Below are 15,131 nucleotides of genomic sequence, written 5' to 3' on the forward strand. Positions count from 1 at the left end.
GTTTCAAGCTGCAAGTTGGAAGCGGTGTACGCTTGCAGCTTGCAGCGGCCCTTCAGCCCTTGCCCTTTGTCCGGGTCATGTTCGGCCCGCCATTCTTTTCCAGATGCTCGATGATGATTCCCGCCACGTTCTTGCCTGTGGTGGTTTCGATGCCTTCCAGCCCGGGCGAGGAGTTGACCTCCATCACCAGCGGCCCGTGATTGGAGCGCAGGATGTCCACGCCTGCCACGGCCAGGCCCATGACTTTCGCCGCGCGCAGGGCGGTCATGCGTTCTTCCGGAGTGATCTTGATCAGGCTGGCGCTGCCGCCCCGATGCAGGTTGGAGCGGAATTCACCGGGGCGGGCCTGACGCTTCATCGAGGCGATGACCTTGTCGCCGACCACGAAGCAGCGAATGTCCGCGCCCCCGGCTTCCTTGATGTACTCCTGCACCATGATGTTCTGCTTCAGGCCCATGAACGCCTCGATTACCGATTCGGCCGCGGTCGCGGTTTCACACAGGACCACGCCGATGCCCTGGGTACCCTCCAGCACCTTGATCACCAGCGGTGCGCCGTTGACCATGGCGATGAGGTCGGGAATATCGTCGGGGGAGTGTGCAAAGCCGGTCACCGGCAGGCCGATGCCACGTCGCGACAACAGCTGCAGCGAGCGCAGTTTGTCCCGGGCGCGGGCGATGGCCACGGACTCGTTGAGGGGGAAGACGCCCATCATTTCGAATTGTCGCAACACCGCGCAGCCATAGAACGTGACCGATGCGCCAATGCGCGGGATCACCGCATCGAACCCTTCCAGCGGTTGGCCCCGGTAATGGATCTGCGGCTTGTGGCTGGCGATGTTCATATAGGCGCGCAGGGTGTCGATCACCACCATTTCATGGCCACGCTCGGTCCCGGCTTCAACCAGGCGACGAGTGGAATACAGACGCGGATTGCGCGACAGCACAGCGATCTTCATGCAACACCTGTGGCAGAGGTAGTGGACACCGGGAATACCGGCTTGTCTTGAACGTATTTGATGCCCGGGTTGACGACCAACTGGCCGTCGACCAAGGCCTTGGAACCCAGCAGCAGGCGATATCGCATGGATTTACGACAGGCGAGGGTGAATTCGACCCGCCAGATCCGGTCACCCAACGCCAGCGTAGTGCTGATCACGTAGCGCACCTGAGCGTGGCCGTTGGAACTCTTGATGGTCTTGCGCGCCACCAGCGGGGCTTCGCAGCGGCGATGGCGCAGTTGCACCACCGTGCCCAGGTGCGCGGTGAAACGCACCCACTTCTCGCCGTCGCGCTCGAAGGGCTCGATATCGGTGGCGTGCAGGCTGGAGGTGCTGGCGCCGGTGTCGATTTTTGCCCGCAGGCCCGCCACCCCCAGGTCTGGGAGCGCCACCCACTCGCGAAGACCGACAACGGTCAAATGGTCAAATGTCTTCAATAAAAACAACCTGATCAGTACGTCGGATCGTGGGAGTCCGCGAGTCGCGGTATCGCACAGGATAATCACAAAATGGCGACAGATATCTACGCACCTGTTTGCGCTTGTAACTTTCGCCGGCAAACCGGCGTGGCGCGCATTCTATCTGTCAGGCCGGATTCGTGCGCTCGACAAAAACGGTAGTACAGTTCTGACTATCAGTAGAGAGAGGAATTGCAGTGGCACAAAAACAGGAAGAGGACGACAAGGTCCGTCTCGATAAATGGTTGTGGGCGGCGCGATTCTACAAGACCCGTGCCTTGGCCAAGGCCGCCATCGAAAGCGGCAAGGTCCATCACCGGGGCGAGCGCTGCAAGCCCGGCAAGGAGCCACGCATCGGCGACGAATACGTCATTCGCACCGGGTTCGATGAAAAGACTGTGGTGGTCGAGGCCTTGTCGATCGTGCGGCGTGGAGCACCTGAAGCGCAGGCGTTGTATCGTGAAACCGAAGCCAGCATCGCCAGGCGCGAGGCCGCCGCCGCGCAGCGCAAGGCCGGTGCCCTGGGCGTCAGTACCGATGGCAAGCCGAGCAAGAAGCAGCGCCGGGATCTGTTCAAGTTCCGGGGAAGCAATAGCGAATAGAAGAGGTCGGCAGCGGATTATCGGGTGGATGCTGTGCATACCGTCCGGCGCTTTGCTTGGAAGCCACCCGGAATGGCCATAAAATGCCGCCCATTCCTTTGCCATCACCTCAGATACCAGATCTCATGACTGATTTACCGGATAACGATTGCACCCAACGTTTCATCTTCGATGACAGCGACGCCCGAGGCGACCTGGTGGCGTTGGAGCGCAGTTACGCCGAAGTCCTTGCCAAGCACGCCTATCCGGAGCCGGTCGCGCAATTGCTCGGTGAGCTGATGGCGGCCGCGGCACTGTTGGTGGGCACTTTGAAGTTCGATGGCTTGCTGATTCTCCAGGCCCGCTCCGAAGGCCCGGTGCCTTTGCTGATGATCGAGTGCTCCAGTGAGCGCGAGATCCGTGGACTGGCCCGCTATCACGCCGAACAGATCGCCCCCGACGCCACCCTGGCCGACCTGATGCCCAACGGTGTCCTGGCCCTGACGGTCGACCCGACCCAAGGCAAGCGCTACCAGGGTATCGTCGATCTTGACGGCGCCACCCTCGCCGAGTGCTTCACCAACTACTTCGTCATGTCCCAGCAGACCAACACGCGTTTCTGGCTGTACGCCGACGGACGGCGCGCCCGTGGCCTGCTGCTGCAACAATTGCCCCCCGATCGCATTCGTGACCCGGAGGAGCGTGACGCCAATTGGGAGCACCTCACCACGCTGGCCAATACCCTGACTGCCGATGAGCTGCTGGGTCTGGACAACGAAACCGTCCTGCATCGCCTCTACCACGAAGAAGCCGTTCGGCTGTTCGACAGCCTGCCGTTGCGCTTCCGTTGCAGTTGCTCCCGTGAACGATCAGGCAATGCGCTGGTCAGTCTGGGTCTGGAAGATGCGCAGCAGCTGGTGATCGAGCATGGCGGCGCCGTCGAGATCGATTGCCAGTTCTGTAATGAACGGTACTTGTTCGATGCGGCGGACGTTGCGCAATTGTTCGCCGGAGCGGGTGTCGGGTCGCCGTCAGATACTCGTCACTGAAACGGTTCAGTTCAGGTAAATCTCCTGGCAAACGACGGTTTTACGCCGTACTGACGGGAGGGCCCTACTTTTTTTGGGCTTTTCTGGCATAATCCGGCGCACTTTTTTCGGGTAGTAGTGCGCGACTTCCTACTACAAAACGTTTGGAGCACTCGGCCACGGGCCGATGGGGAATCTCATGACGCAAGCCAATAACACCGTGTACACCGATCTGAGTGTCGATGATCTGGTCAAAGAAGCCCTGAATCGCGGTGAAGGCGAGCTTGCCGATACTGGCGCGCTGGTTGTCCGTACCGGTCATCGTACCGGTCGCTCGCCAGCCGACCGTTTCATCGTAGAAGAGCCGAGCACCCAGGACGCCATCGCCTGGGGCCCGATCAACCGCAAATTCCCTGCCGACAAGTTCGATGCCCTGTGGGCTCGCGTCGAAGCGTTCAACAACGCTCAAGAGCATTTTGTCTCCCACGTTCATGTAGGCGCGTCCGACGAGCACTACCTGGCGGTGAAGATGACCACCCAGACTGCCTGGCAGAACCTGTTCGGTCGTTGCCTGTTCATCAACCCGGCCCAGTACAACCCCGCTGGTCGCCAGGAATGGCAGATCCTCAACGTCGCCAACTTCGAATGCGTGCCCGAGCGTGATGGCACCAACTCCGACGGTTGCGTCATTCTCAATTTCGCGCAGAAGAAAGTCCTGATCGCCGGCATGCGCTACGCCGGTGAAATGAAAAAAGCCATGTTCTCGGTGCAGAACTTCCTGCTGCCGGCCGCTGACGTGCTGCCAATGCACTGCGCCGCCAACATCGGCGAAGAGGGTGACGTGACCCTGTTCTTCGGCCTGTCCGGCACCGGCAAGACCACTCTGTCCGCCGATGAAAGCCGTTACCTGATCGGTGACGACGAGCACGGTTGGGGCGAAGGCGTGGTGTTCAACATCGAAGGCGGTTGCTATGCCAAGTGCATCGACCTGTCGGAGAAGAACGAGCCGGTAATCTGGAAAGCCATCAAGCACGGCGCCGTGCTGGAAAACGTTGTGCTGGATGAAGCCAAGAAGGCTGACTACGCCGACGGCAGCCTTACCCAGAACAGCCGCGCAGCCTACCCGCTGGAGCATGTCGAGAAGCGTTCGGCGAAAAACCTCGGCGGTGAGCCTAACGCCGTGATCTTCCTGACCTGCGACCTGACCGGCGTACTGCCGCCTGTCTCGATCCTCAGCGAAGAGCAAGCGGCCTACCACTTCCTGTCCGGCTACACCGCACTGGTGGGCTCGACTGAAATGGGGTCGGGCAGCGGCATCAAGTCGACCTTTTCCACCTGCTTCGGTGCACCGTTCTTCCCACGTCCGGCCGGCGAATACGCAGAACTGCTGATCAAGCGTATCCGTGGCTTCGGTTCCAAGGTCTATCTGGTCAACACCGGCTGGACCGGTGGTGGCTACGGCGTCGGCAAGCGCTTCAACATCCCGACCACCCGCGCGGTGATCGCAGCGATCCAGAGCGGCGCGCTGGTGGGTGCCGCAACCGAGCACCTGGACATCATCAACCTGGACGTGCCGCTGGCCGTTCCAGGCGTCGAGACTGGCCTGCTGAACCCACGCAATACCTGGGCCGACAAGGCCGCCTACGACGAAGCTGCCAAGGCGCTGGCTGGCCTGTTCATCGAGAACTTCAAGAAGTTCGAAGTGAGCGATGCAATCAAGGCTGCCGGTCCACAGTTGTAAGGCCTGGTTTGCGAATGAAAAAGCCGCCCCTCATGGGCGGCTTTTTCATGGCCGCTATTTGTCCAGCGCCTGGAGAAGTGAATGTCTCGACGGCTGCTCCGTGGTTCAGGGAGATGAAGATCGACTCTGGCAGGGTCTTCATCAAGGGGGGGAGGAGACCTGGTGACTATCCGGCTCAACGCACTCTTTGCCGCACGACTTCGAGCATTTGGCTGCCGTCCTGGACCAACAGGTAAAGGGCGTGAACGATGCTGGGGATATCCTTCACATCGGCGTGCTTGAAGCACAGGCAATGCAGGGTTTCGAGCAGGTCGCTGGATGCCCGGATACGTTGGGCGGCGGCATCGCAGAGTTGCTGGAGATTGGCCTCGGTGTCGATGACCATGGCCGGTGTGCTGTGGAGCTGCTGGTACCGCTCGCAAGGCGGGTTGGATACTTGCATTTGAGCCTCTTCGGTACGATTTTGGAATCGTGTGGGGACTATAGAGAGCCCCGATCAGGTACCGCAATATGGCTTGGAGGGACGGGATGTGTAGGGCGTTTACCACCGTCTGAAGTCCAGTTTGATGCGCTTGCCTGGTTTTCTTCGATCCGTCCCCATTCCCCTTCGACAATCATCCCGTGCCTACCCATGCGCCGTAGGACCACCGTCGGAAGCGGTAGGCTACTTCCGACGATGCTGTCAAAAACGTCCACCGTATCAGGTGTCAGCTAGCCAGGGGCCTCGCAGAAAATCAGTCGGGAGGAAGCCGCCCAGGACATTGTGATCGGGGCCTCAAGGGTCGCAAGCATTGGTACTTCTTCGGGAAGCTTCGTGCATGCGCTCAGGAACAGGCATGTGATGACAGCGATGTGGCGGGTCAATGTGTGCGGCATGGTGGTCTCCTTATGGAGTTCGATCATTCAACCATCGTTTCAGGGGGGCGTCGGGAGGCTGCGTCGAGGTCCATCAAGCCCCTGCCATAAGCTTCCTGGTTGGCGTAGACGCCCGTGCGGTTGGCGGTTGCCAGCAGATGGTCGCGCACTTGTTGCGCACTGAGCTGGGGATACAGGCTGTGCAGGGCTGCCAGTGCGCCGCTGACCATCGCGGTCGCCGGCGAGGTGCCCGCGGTTTGTACGTAGCGACCGTTCTTGCCCACCGTGAGCAGCCCGCGTCCTTCGCCGACGTCGCCGCCGGGCACGGCAATGCACCAGGCGGCCGCGACCCCGCAATAGTTGGATTTGCCGTTGATGGCACTGCCGTCGTTATTCAGTGCAACCACCGCGATCCAGCCTTTTTCCAGTTCGGGCAATGCCACCGGCAATCCGGGTTCGGCCAGGGGCTGGCGCTTGAGTTCGTTGCCGGTCGGGAAGACAAAGACGGCTCCGTCCTGCACCAGCTTTCGAGCGGTGGCCAGGGCGTCCGGCATGACCTGGTTGTAACGGGCTTCGTTGATTTCAGTCGCCGGAATGGCGTTGGCCCAGGCGTTATTGAACAGGCGAGCGCCTTTGTCGAAGCCGCTTTGCCAGGATCGGGCAATTTGCGTGTCGAAGAAGAAAGGCTCGTTGTCGTCGCCGAAACGAAAGGGGATCAAGCGGGCGTCGAATGCGATGCCGTGCATGCCCTGGCCGTCCTTGTTGGCGGCGAGGATGCCGGCCATCTGTGTGCCATGACCGATACGGTCAAGGGTGCCGGGACGGTTTTCGACATGATCGAACCCGGGGTCGGCCAGCCTGCCCTCGAATTCCTTCTGGCGGGTGTCGAGCCCCGAGTCGATCAAGGCAACGACCGTATCCTTGCCAGTACCGCCCCGGGCGTAGAGGGCGGAAGCCTTGACCGCCGCCAAGCCTCGCTGGGCATGATATTCCGCTGTTTCGAAAACGCCCGGATCGGTGTCGGTGTGTTCAGCGACGGTCAGGCAGCCCGTCAGCGACAGGACTGACATCACGAACAGGGCACGTAAGGTGAGCGATAAGGGTGACAATGGTTCGTTCCTTGAAAAAGTGTCGTGGGCGCCGGGCTTCCTGCCTGGCGCATGCATGAAGTGAAAAGGCACCTTAACGTGCTGGTCTCGTGGGAACGAGGCATCAGAGTGCCCGGATTTGTATCTCTTCGTGGCGATCTCCGGCGCGTTTGTGCAGGGTGCCCGGCAAGCCGCATCCATCCGCTGAATGCCCGCCATCACACGAATAAATTTCAAAAAGATTCAATGCCTGACTAAGGTGGAGGCTGTCTTTGGATCGCTGACAAGAGAACAGACATGAACCAGACACCCTTCGATATTCAGCGCGCCGCCGTAGTGGGTGCAGGTACCATGGGCCGTGGCATCGTGATGTGCCTGGCCAATGCCGGCGTGGCGGTACAGTGGGTCGACAATAACCCGCAGATGCTTGAGCAGGCGCTGGCTGCGGTGGCCGAGACCTACGCCCATAACGTACGCCAGGGACGTCTCGAACAGGCTGAGGCCGATGCGCGGGTCGCCCGGGTGACACGGGCCGATGACTATGCGGCGATTCGTGAGGTGGACCTGGTGATCGAAGCCGTCTACGAAAACCTCGAACTCAAGCAGAAGATCTTTCGAGACCTGGATGCGTTGCTCAAGCCCGAGGCCATCCTGGCAAGCAACACCTCGGCGCTGGACATCGACGCCATCGCGGCCGCCACTCAGCGGCCCACCCAGGTGCTGGGCCTGCACTTCTTCAGCCCGGCGCACATCATGAAACTGCTGGAGATCGTACGGGGCGCCCAGACCTCCAGGGCGGTCCTGGACGCGGCCCTGGCCCTGGGCAAGCGCATGGGCAAGGTCAGTGTGATCTCCGGCAACTGCCATGGGTTCATCGGCAACCGCATGCTGCACCCGTATGTGCTGGAGGCCCGCAAGATGCTGCTGGAGGGGGCGTTCCCTCATCAGGTCGATGCGGCGCTACAGGGCTTCGGCTTCGCCATGGGGCCGTTCCGCATGTACGACGTGGTGGGGATCGACCTGGAGTGGCGCGCCCGGGAGCTGGCGGGCAAAGGCCAGGACGCGCCCGAGGTGCAGGTGGATAACCGATTGTGCGAGCTGGGGCGGTTCGGGCAGAAAAGCGGCAACGGTTACTATCACTACGAGCCGGGTAGCCGGCAGGCCGAGCATGACGTGGAAGTGGATGCGCTGGTGCAGCGGGTCAGCGAAGAGCTGGGTTTCCAGCGTCGCCAGATCGGCACCGAGGAGATTCTCGAGCGTTGTCTCCTGGCGCTGGTCAACGAAGGCGCGAAGATCCTGCAGGAGGGCATCGCCGAGTCGGCCCACGATATCGACCTGGTGTATCTCAACGGTTATGGTTTTCCAGCGCAAAAGGGTGGGCCGATGGCCTGGGCGGATGAGCAAGGGCTCGAGGATATTCACGCGCGCCTGCTCGAACTCGAGACGAAGCAGGGGGATCATTGGCAGCCCGCGCGCCTGATCGGGGAGCTTGCCGCCCAGCACAAGGGGTTTGCGCAGCGGTAACCGCATCGCGCGACGATCACTGGACCACCGCAAAGGACAACCGATGCCCCAACGTAGCGAATACCCGCACCTGCATCCCATCACCACGCGCTGGCATGACAACGATGTGTACGGTCACGTCAACAACGTCACCTACTACAGTTTTTTCGACACGGCGGTGAACACCTATCTGATCGAGGTCGGCGGCCTGGATATCCACACCGGGGAAGTGGTGGGGTTCGTGGTGAGTTCGGCCTGCGATTACTTTGCATCCATCGCCTTTCCCGACCGGATCGAAGTCGGCCTGCGAGTCGGCAAGCTGGGCAACAGCTCGGTGCAATACGAGCTGGCTGTGTTCAAGGCGGGGGAGGAAGAGGCTTGTGCTGCGGGACGCTTCGTACACGTGTTCGTGGACCGGGCGTCGAACCTGCCGGTGACGATTCCAGGGCGGCTGCGTACGGCGTTGGAACGTTTGGTGGCCTGAAACGAAAGATCGCAGCCTCCGGCGGGCGGAGGCTGCGATCTTCAACGGCTGGAGTCTGTCAGCCGTTAGTCGCGGTAGTAGCGATGATGCTTCTTGCGATGCCCATAGGCATGACCGCGACCCGGGTGGCCGTCACGGTAGTAGCGGCGGTCACCACGGCGACCGTCATAATGACGGTCGTCGTCATCGTCCTTGCCCATGTAGTTGCCCAGCGCGCCGCCGGCACCACCGCCCGCGGCTGCGCCGATCAGGCTGCCGGTGGTGCCGCCCAGGTTGCGACCGACCACGTTACCGCCAGCGGCGCCCAACGCACCGCCGATGGCTGCTTCGCCACGGCTGTGTCTGTCCGCACCGACCGCACTGCCACCTGCGCCGCCAATGGCCGCGCCAATGGTCGAGCCAGTGCTGCCGCCCAGGGATTGGCCGACAACCGAACCCAATACCCCGCCCAATGCGCCGCCCACGCCTGCTTCGGTAGTACCACCAGCGGAGGCGATGCCACTGACCAGGCCAAGGGACAACAAGAGAATGGAGGAGAACTTCATAGAGGAGCCTCAAAGGGATGACGGCGCGATCCTGAGGCTGGCTTCGCTTGGTTACAATCGAAATCCGACGAGTAGCACGACTTGTGCACAATTCTCTAACTTATTGTTTTTTGGGCGGAACTTAAGCATTTTTCGCCGGTCTTTAGCTACTTCGGACAGGCCGCTTTACACGTAAAGCGGCCTTTTTTGTGCCCGGGTTTTGTGCTCAGGCCGACTTGGCCAGGATCAGGCTGTCCTCGCTTGCCGCTTCCAGGCGGATCGCGACGAATTTCGATGTTGGCGTGTGGCTGCCATCGCCAGTGCTTTCCAATGGCACCAACGGGTTCACTTCGGGGTAATAGGCTGCGGCCTGTCCAGCGGGGATATCGAACGCCAGCAGGGTAAAGCCCTTGACCCGTCGCTCATGGCCGTCATCCCAGAGCGAAACGATATCGGCCTTCTGTCCGGGCTTGAAGCCCAGGCGGATGATATCGGCCTCGTTGACGAACAACACGTCGCGCTGACCTTTCACGCCACGATAGCGGTCGTTGAGGCCGTAGATGGTGGTGTTGTACTGGTCGTGGGAGCGCATGGATTGCAGGATCAAATCCGGCAGCCGGCCGGTGGCACGGGTGCGTTCATGCACCAGGTCGGTCGGCAGGCGGTTGGGCTTGAAGTTGGCGCGGCCCGAAGGGGTATTCCAGCGACGCGCCCCGGCACTGTTGCCCAGGTAGAAACCGCCGGGGTTGCGCAGCTTCTCGTTGAAATCCTTGAAGCCTGGGATGGTGTCGGCAATCAGGTTGCGGATGCGGCTGTAGTCGGCCACCAGCCAGCTCCAGTCCACCGGACGGTTGCCCAGCGTGGCGGCGGCCATGCCGGCGATGATCCAGGGTTCGGAGCGCATCTGGTTCGACAGCGGTTCCAATTGTCCCATGGACGCATGGACCATGCTGAACGAGTCTTCCACGGTCACCGCTTGCGGGCCTTCGGCTTGCCGGTCGATGTCGGTACGGCCCAGGCAGGGCAATATCAGTGCTTGCTTGCCATGGGCCAGATGGCTGCGATTGAGCTTGGTGCTGATCTGCACCGTCAGGTCGCAATTGCTCAGGGCCTGGAAAGTGCGGTGGCTGTCCGGCGTGGCCTGGGCGAAGTTGCCCCCCAGGCCGATGAATACCTTCGCCCGGCCGGCGGCCATGGCGTGGATCGCCTCGACGACGTTGTGACCGTTCTCCCGCGGAACCTTGAATTGGAAGCGCCGTTCCAGCGAATCGAGGAAGGCCACCGGTGGGCGCTCGTTGATGCCCATGGTCCGGTCGCCCTGGACGTTACTGTGGCCGCGAACCGGGCACAGGCCTGCGCCCGGCCGGCCGATGTTGCCGCGCAGCAGCATCAGGTTGGCGATTTCCTGGATGGTGGCCACCGAGTGGCGATGCTGGGTGATGCCCATGGCCCAGCACATGATCACATTCTTGCCCTTGGCGTACATGCGTGCCGCCTGTTCGATCTCGGCCAGGGTCAGGCCAGATTGCTCGACGATCTGTTCCCATGGCGTATCGTCGACCACGGCCAGATACTCCAGCACGTTGGTGCTGTGCTCGTTGAGGAATCCGTGGTCGAACACCGCGGGGGCGCCGGTGTTCTGTGCTTCGCGTTCCCATTGCAGCAGGAACTTCGCCATGCCCCGCACAATCGCCATGTCACCGCCCAGGGCTGGCCGGAAATAGGCGGTGTTGGTCGGCTTGTCGCCATTGGTCAGCATTTCGAGCGGATGCTGGGGATGCTGGAAGCGCTCCAGGCCGCGCTCCTTGAGCGGGTTGATGCACACTACCTGGGCGCCGCGCTTCACCGCTTCGCGCAGCGGCTCCAGCATCCGCGGGTGGTTGGTGCCGGGGTTCTGTCCCCAGACGAAAATAGCGTCGGCGTGCTCGAAGTCGTCGAAGGTCACGGTGCCCTTGCCCACGCCGACACTCTGGGACAGCGCTACGCCGCTGGCCTCGTGGCACATGTTCGAGCAGTCGGGGAAGTTGTTGGTGCCATAGGCACGGACGAACAACTGGTACAGATAGGCCGCTTCGTTGCTGGCCCGCCCCGAGGTGTAGAACTCGGCCTGGTCCGGGCTGGACAGGCCTTGCAGGTGCTTGCCGATCAAGGCAAACGCCGCTTCCCAACTGATGGGCTTGTAGCGATCGGTCTGGGCGTCATAGCTCATCGGCTCGGTCAGCCGGCCCTGGTATTCAAGCCAGTAGTCGCTCTGCTCCAGCAACGAGGTCACGCTGTGCCTGGCGAAGAAGGCCGCGTCGACACGGCGCTTGGTGGCCTCCCAGTTCACGGCCTTGGCGCCGTTTTCGCAGAACTTGACCACGCCGCTTTCCGGCGAGTCGCCCCAGGCACAGCCCGGGCAATCGAAACCACCGTTCTGGTTGGTCTTGAGCATCATGCGGATGTTCTTCAGCGCGTTGTCGCTGGTCAGCCAGGCTTGAGCGACGCTGATCAGCGCGCCCCAACCACCGGCCGGGCCCTTGTAGGGCTTGTAGCGTGGTACGGGTTTCTGGTCGGCTTGTTGATGATTGCTCACGCTTGTTTCTCCATCGCAGGGCTGTAGACCCGAGGCGCACTTTTCTGTGGCAGGTGGATAAGATTGAGGTTGTGTTGTCGGGCCCATTGCACGGCGAGCCCGGTGGGCGACGACAGGCTGACCAGGGTCTGGATACCGGCGCGCAGCACCTTCTGGATCAGTTCGAGGCTGCAGCGACTGGTCACGATCGCCAGGCCACCGGCTACCGGGATCCGTTGCCGGATCAATGCGCCGATCAGCTTGTCCAGGGCATTGTGGCGGCCGATGTCTTCACGGCCCAGCAGCAATTCACCCTGGTCATTCATGAACAGCGCCGCGTGTACCGCGCCGCAGTGCTGTCCCAGGGGCTGGAACTGGCCGATGCGCTGGCGCAGGCCATCGAGCCATTGCGCCGGCGGCAGCGGCGCGCCAGGCAGTACCTTGAGATCCGGCAGCGCCTGTTCCACGGCTTCCACCCCGCAGAGCCCGCAGCCACTGGTACCGGCCAGTTGCCGGCGCTGTTGCTTGAGGTTCCAGAAGGCACGATTGGCGATGGTTACCTGGGCGTACTGCGCGGAGCCCGCGCCGGTCAGCTGCAGGTCATAGATGTCCGATGGGTCTTCGATGATGCCGCTGCCAAGGCTGAAGCCGACGATGAAATCCTCGAGGTCGGTGGGCGTGACCAGCATCACGGCCTGGCTGATGCCGTTATAGGCAATCGCCAGCGCCACTTCCTCGGCCAGCGCTGTGCTGTCCGATTCGGAGTGGTCCAGGTTGCAGTAGCGGTAACTCTGGCTGGCAGTGGGCGCGGGCGTTTCCACCGCAGGCACCGGGCAGACCGGAGGCTTGGCTTTCATGGCATCACCGACGGTTTGGATAGTGGCTAGACTAAATGCGGCAATCTGCCACGTCTAATCGCTATTACCAATCTATCAATAGATGACGTCGATCAAGATATGGCCGCTGATTTCTGATAGAGGGCGAAACACGCCTCCGCCAGCGCCGAGCGAGGCGCGCCACGGCGCATGATCAGGCCAAGCGGTACCAGGGTTTGCGCCTCTTCGATGGGCTGCATGCGTAAATCTTCGGTCAGTATGTCCATGCCGCTGTTCAATGGCATCACCGCACAGCACAGCCCGCCGTGCACAGCTTGTAACAATTGATACACCGCATCGGTCTGCAACAGCGGCTTGGGCGTCAGCCCTCGACTGTGGAAACTGTGGTCGATGGACTGGCGAAAATGCATGCCGCTGGTGAGCATCCCCAGGGGCAGTTCGATCAACGCCTGCCAACTCAGCGGTTGTTCACCAAAGTAGAAGAAACGCTGGTCGTACAACAGGCCCATGCGGGTCGGCGTGAAACTCAGGGACTCGAAGCGCTCGTTGTCCAGGCGTTCCAGGTAGGAGATCCCCAGGTCGATGCGGTTATTGGCCAGTTGTTCGATGATCTGCTCGGAGCTCAGTGAGGACAGCTCGAAGCGCAGGTTGGGATGCTCGGTATGCAAGCGCTGCATCATCGACAGCGGGTCGAAGTCCGACAACGGAACGATGCCCAGGCGCAGGGTGCCCACCAGGTTGCCACGACAGGCCGCCGCTTCGGCCTGCAGGCCATCATAGGCCGCCAGCACCGTGCGGGCCCAGGCCAGCACCCGTTCCCCCGGTGCGGTGAAGCCTTCGAAACGCTGGCCTCGATTGACCAGTGGCAGGCCCAGTTCCTCTTCAAGGCTGCGCAAGCGCATCGACAAGGTCGGTTGGGTGATGTGACAGCGTGCGGCGGCCTGGCCGAAGTGGCGGGTTTCGTCCAGTGCAATGAGAAATTTCAGCTGCTTGATGTCCATCTTCGCTCCGGGGCGCAGGAAGACCCGATTCTAGCGCCTGCGCAAGGCCGGGTCATTGGTCGATCCGCAGCCCGGTTCGCCTGGCTTGGACTAGGCTGTCCCAAATAGGTCTGCAATCGGCCATGGCGCGTTGAAACGAGGCTCGTGCGCGAGTCCGATCGGAATGCTCATGTACTCCAGTCCGCTCCGCTTCCTCGCCCCGTTTCGCCTTGCCTGGCCTTTACCTATTTCAAAGAGCCCAGTTTTTTGCGATTGGACACAAAAACCCAGGGAGCGTGCACCATGAGCATCTTCAACTTTGTAAAGGAAGCAGGCACAAAACTGATCGATCTGCTGACCCCCGGCAACGCCAACGCCAGCGAGCAGTTGAGAGCGCACATCGAAAATGTCGGGTTGGGTAATCCGAACGTCCAGGCGACCATCGAAGGCGACAGGGTCATCGTGACCGGCGAAGTCGAAAGTCAGGAAGCAAAGGAAAAGATCCTGTTGGCGGTAGGCAACATCGAAGATGTCGGCAGTGTCGAAGACCGGATCACCGTGACCGGCCCCGTGGAGCAGCCTGCGCGGTTCGTGACGGTGAAGAAAGGCGACACCCTCAGCGCCATCGCCAAGCGAGAGTATGGCGATGCGAACCAGTACAACAAGATCTTCGAAGCCAATAAACCGATGCTCAAGCACCCGGACAAGATCTATCCGGGGCAGACGTTGCGCATCCCGCAATAGTACCGCCCATGGCGAGGGGACAGGTCCCCTCGCTTCACGGACGTCATAGACCCACAAGCACGTCCCGGTAATCCTCCAGCGCCTCGAACTCCCCCGTGTCCTTGGGGCCTTTGCGGCTGTCCGGCTCCCTGACGGCCAGTAAGTGCGCCACGCCGAAATCCCTTGCGCTGCGTAGTACCGGCAGGGTGTCGTCGATAAACAGACTGCGGGCCGGATCGAAGTTCAGGTCGGCTTGCAGTGCGTCCCAGAACTGCGGATTTTCTTTCGGGAAACCGTAGTCATGGGAGCTGATCAAACGCTCGAAATAAGGCTCAAGCTCGATACGTTCCAGTTTCAGGGACAACGAGTCCCGGTGAGCGTTGGTAATCATCACCACCCGCTTTCCGGCTCGCTGGATCGCCGCCAGGAAGGTATCGGCGTCGGGTCGCAAGGCGATCAGGTGTGCGGTCTCCAGCTTCAATTCGCGCACCGGCAGCTTCAGTTCGGCGGTCCAGAAGTCCAGGCAATACCATTGCAATTGTCCGGCGTTGCGTTCGAACAGCGGTTGCAGCTCCATTTCGGCCATGGCCCGGCTCACGCCATGCAGTTCGGCGTAGCGCTGGGGCAGGTGCTCCATCCAGAAATGATTGTCGTAATGCAGGTCCAGCAGCGTGCCGTCCATGTCCAGCAGAACCGTATCGATCTCGTGCCAGGGCAACAAGGTCATAAAACTTCTCCAGCGGTAATCGGATATCCGACACAAACAATCAGAATAG

The 15,131-nt window shown here is 61.3% G+C and carries 15 protein-coding genes; 6 read left to right on the forward strand and 9 right to left on the reverse strand.

All coding sequences use genetic code 11. From position 1 onward, the window contains the following. Nucleotides 1–52 precede the first annotated feature (52 nt). Both rimK and rimB read right to left on the reverse strand, forming a co-directional pair. A complete protein-coding gene (gene rimK / locus AC1M7R_RS12640; protein WP_072397729.1) occupies nucleotides 53–958 on the reverse strand; it encodes a 30S ribosomal protein S6--L-glutamate ligase in 906 nt (301 codons plus the stop codon). Then, the gene (gene rimB / locus AC1M7R_RS12645; protein WP_072397730.1) at nucleotides 955–1,437 is read right to left on the reverse strand and encodes a retropepsin-like aspartic endopeptidase RimB; all 483 of its coding nucleotides are present in this window, start codon (nucleotides 1,435–1,437) and stop codon (nucleotides 955–957) included. Before rimB ends, rimK begins: the two co-directional genes overlap by 4 nt. A 218-nt stretch (nucleotides 1,438–1,655) precedes the next feature. Between rimB and AC1M7R_RS12650 the strand changes: the two genes are divergently transcribed. The 3 genes from AC1M7R_RS12650 (at nucleotide 1,656) to AC1M7R_RS12660 (ending at nucleotide 4,808) form a co-directional block, all read left to right on the forward strand. Next, nucleotides 1,656–2,060 carry an RNA-binding S4 domain-containing protein gene (locus AC1M7R_RS12650; RefSeq protein ID WP_072397731.1) on the forward strand — a complete coding sequence of 135 codons (405 nt, stop codon included), beginning with the start codon at nucleotides 1,656–1,658 and terminating at the stop codon, nucleotides 2,058–2,060. 125 nt (nucleotides 2,061–2,185) lie between these two features. Next, nucleotides 2,186–3,088: an Hsp33 family molecular chaperone HslO gene (gene hslO, locus AC1M7R_RS12655; protein ID WP_072397732.1), complete on the forward strand. Its 903-nt coding sequence runs from the start codon at nucleotides 2,186–2,188 to the stop codon at nucleotides 3,086–3,088. Between the two features lie 178 nt (nucleotides 3,089–3,266). Beyond that, the gene (locus AC1M7R_RS12660) at nucleotides 3,267–4,808 is read left to right on the forward strand and encodes a phosphoenolpyruvate carboxykinase (RefSeq protein ID WP_072397733.1); all 1,542 of its coding nucleotides are present in this window, start codon (nucleotides 3,267–3,269) and stop codon (nucleotides 4,806–4,808) included. Between the two features lie 175 nt (nucleotides 4,809–4,983). Here AC1M7R_RS12660 and AC1M7R_RS12665 read toward each other — a convergent pair whose 3' ends face one another. Both AC1M7R_RS12665 and AC1M7R_RS12670 read right to left on the reverse strand, forming a co-directional pair. Then, a complete protein-coding gene (locus AC1M7R_RS12665; protein WP_072397734.1) occupies nucleotides 4,984–5,250 on the reverse strand; it encodes a hypothetical protein in 267 nt (88 codons plus the stop codon). Between the two features lie 457 nt (nucleotides 5,251–5,707). Then, entirely contained in the window at nucleotides 5,708–6,733 is a 1,026-nt protein-coding gene (locus AC1M7R_RS12670) for a S8 family peptidase (RefSeq protein ID WP_490610483.1), read from the reverse strand. 315 nt (nucleotides 6,734–7,048) lie between these two features. On the opposite strand from AC1M7R_RS12670, the gene AC1M7R_RS12675 reads away from it, so the two are divergent. Both AC1M7R_RS12675 and AC1M7R_RS12680 read left to right on the forward strand, forming a co-directional pair. Next, nucleotides 7,049–8,275: a 3-hydroxyacyl-CoA dehydrogenase gene (locus AC1M7R_RS12675; RefSeq protein WP_072431755.1), complete on the forward strand. Its 1,227-nt coding sequence runs from the start codon at nucleotides 7,049–7,051 to the stop codon at nucleotides 8,273–8,275. Nucleotides 8,276–8,318: 43 nt separating this feature from the next. Continuing rightward, nucleotides 8,319–8,738 (forward strand): acyl-CoA thioesterase, encoded by a 420-nt coding sequence (locus AC1M7R_RS12680; RefSeq protein ID WP_072431754.1) that lies wholly within the window; start codon nucleotides 8,319–8,321, stop codon nucleotides 8,736–8,738. A 65-nt stretch (nucleotides 8,739–8,803) separates the two neighbouring features. On the opposite strand, the gene AC1M7R_RS12685 is transcribed toward AC1M7R_RS12680, so the two are convergent. From AC1M7R_RS12685 to AC1M7R_RS12700, 4 genes are all read right to left on the reverse strand, one after another. Continuing rightward, nucleotides 8,804–9,283, reverse strand: a complete 480-nt coding sequence (locus tag AC1M7R_RS12685) for a glycine zipper domain-containing protein (RefSeq protein WP_072397738.1) — start codon at nucleotides 9,281–9,283, stop codon at nucleotides 8,804–8,806. A gap of 205 nt (nucleotides 9,284–9,488) precedes the next feature. Next, nucleotides 9,489–11,837 (reverse strand): FdhF/YdeP family oxidoreductase, encoded by a 2,349-nt coding sequence (locus tag AC1M7R_RS12690; RefSeq protein WP_103894319.1) that lies wholly within the window; start codon nucleotides 11,835–11,837, stop codon nucleotides 9,489–9,491. Continuing rightward, complete coding sequence (gene fdhD / locus AC1M7R_RS12695) at nucleotides 11,834–12,673, reverse strand: formate dehydrogenase accessory sulfurtransferase FdhD (protein ID WP_123596388.1); 840 nt, start codon at nucleotides 12,671–12,673, stop codon at nucleotides 11,834–11,836. The genes AC1M7R_RS12690 and fdhD overlap by 4 nt, the downstream gene beginning before the upstream one ends. 92 nt (nucleotides 12,674–12,765) lie before the next feature. Continuing rightward, nucleotides 12,766–13,653 carry a LysR family transcriptional regulator gene (locus tag AC1M7R_RS12700; RefSeq protein WP_072397741.1) on the reverse strand — a complete coding sequence of 296 codons (888 nt, stop codon included), beginning with the start codon at nucleotides 13,651–13,653 and terminating at the stop codon, nucleotides 12,766–12,768. A 282-nt stretch (nucleotides 13,654–13,935) separates the two neighbouring features. Here AC1M7R_RS12700 and lysM point away from each other — a divergent pair, with 282 nt between their 5' ends. Then, complete coding sequence (gene lysM / locus AC1M7R_RS12705) at nucleotides 13,936–14,376, forward strand: peptidoglycan-binding protein LysM (protein ID WP_072397742.1); 441 nt, start codon at nucleotides 13,936–13,938, stop codon at nucleotides 14,374–14,376. A gap of 43 nt (nucleotides 14,377–14,419) precedes the next feature. Here lysM and yrfG read toward each other — a convergent pair whose 3' ends face one another. After that, nucleotides 14,420–15,082 (reverse strand): GMP/IMP nucleotidase, encoded by a 663-nt coding sequence (gene yrfG / locus AC1M7R_RS12710; RefSeq protein WP_072397743.1) that lies wholly within the window; start codon nucleotides 15,080–15,082, stop codon nucleotides 14,420–14,422. Nucleotides 15,083–15,131: the final 49 nt, after the last annotated feature.

This window comes from Pseudomonas sp. MS01C9, from assembly GCF_058202755.1.

What these genes read in the sequence shown, in the direction of transcription:
- AC1M7R_RS12685 (WP_072397738.1), bottom strand. Translation starts at nt 9,283, where the DNA reads ATGAAGTTCTCCTCCATTCTCTTGTTGTCCCTTGGCCTGGTCAGTGGC.
- AC1M7R_RS12675 (WP_072431755.1), top strand. Translation starts at nt 7,049, where the DNA reads ATGAACCAGACACCCTTCGATATTCAGCGCGCCGCCGTAGTGGGTGCA.
- lysM (WP_072397742.1), top strand. Translation starts at nt 13,936, where the DNA reads ATGAGCATCTTCAACTTTGTAAAGGAAGCAGGCACAAAACTGATCGAT.
- yrfG (WP_072397743.1), bottom strand. Translation starts at nt 15,082, where the DNA reads ATGACCTTGTTGCCCTGGCACGAGATCGATACGGTTCTGCTGGACATG.
- rimK (WP_072397729.1), bottom strand. Translation starts at nt 958, where the DNA reads ATGAAGATCGCTGTGCTGTCGCGCAATCCGCGTCTGTATTCCACTCGT.
- hslO (WP_072397732.1), top strand. Translation starts at nt 2,186, where the DNA reads ATGACTGATTTACCGGATAACGATTGCACCCAACGTTTCATCTTCGAT.
- AC1M7R_RS12665 (WP_072397734.1), bottom strand. Translation starts at nt 5,250, where the DNA reads ATGCAAGTATCCAACCCGCCTTGCGAGCGGTACCAGCAGCTCCACAGC.
- fdhD (WP_123596388.1), bottom strand. Translation starts at nt 12,673, where the DNA reads ATGAAAGCCAAGCCTCCGGTCTGCCCGGTGCCTGCGGTGGAAACGCCC.
- AC1M7R_RS12700 (WP_072397741.1), bottom strand. Translation starts at nt 13,653, where the DNA reads ATGGACATCAAGCAGCTGAAATTTCTCATTGCACTGGACGAAACCCGC.
- AC1M7R_RS12670 (WP_490610483.1), bottom strand. Translation starts at nt 6,733, where the DNA reads ATGTCAGTCCTGTCGCTGACGGGCTGCCTGACCGTCGCTGAACACACC.
- AC1M7R_RS12660 (WP_072397733.1), top strand. Translation starts at nt 3,267, where the DNA reads ATGACGCAAGCCAATAACACCGTGTACACCGATCTGAGTGTCGATGAT.
- AC1M7R_RS12680 (WP_072431754.1), top strand. Translation starts at nt 8,319, where the DNA reads ATGCCCCAACGTAGCGAATACCCGCACCTGCATCCCATCACCACGCGC.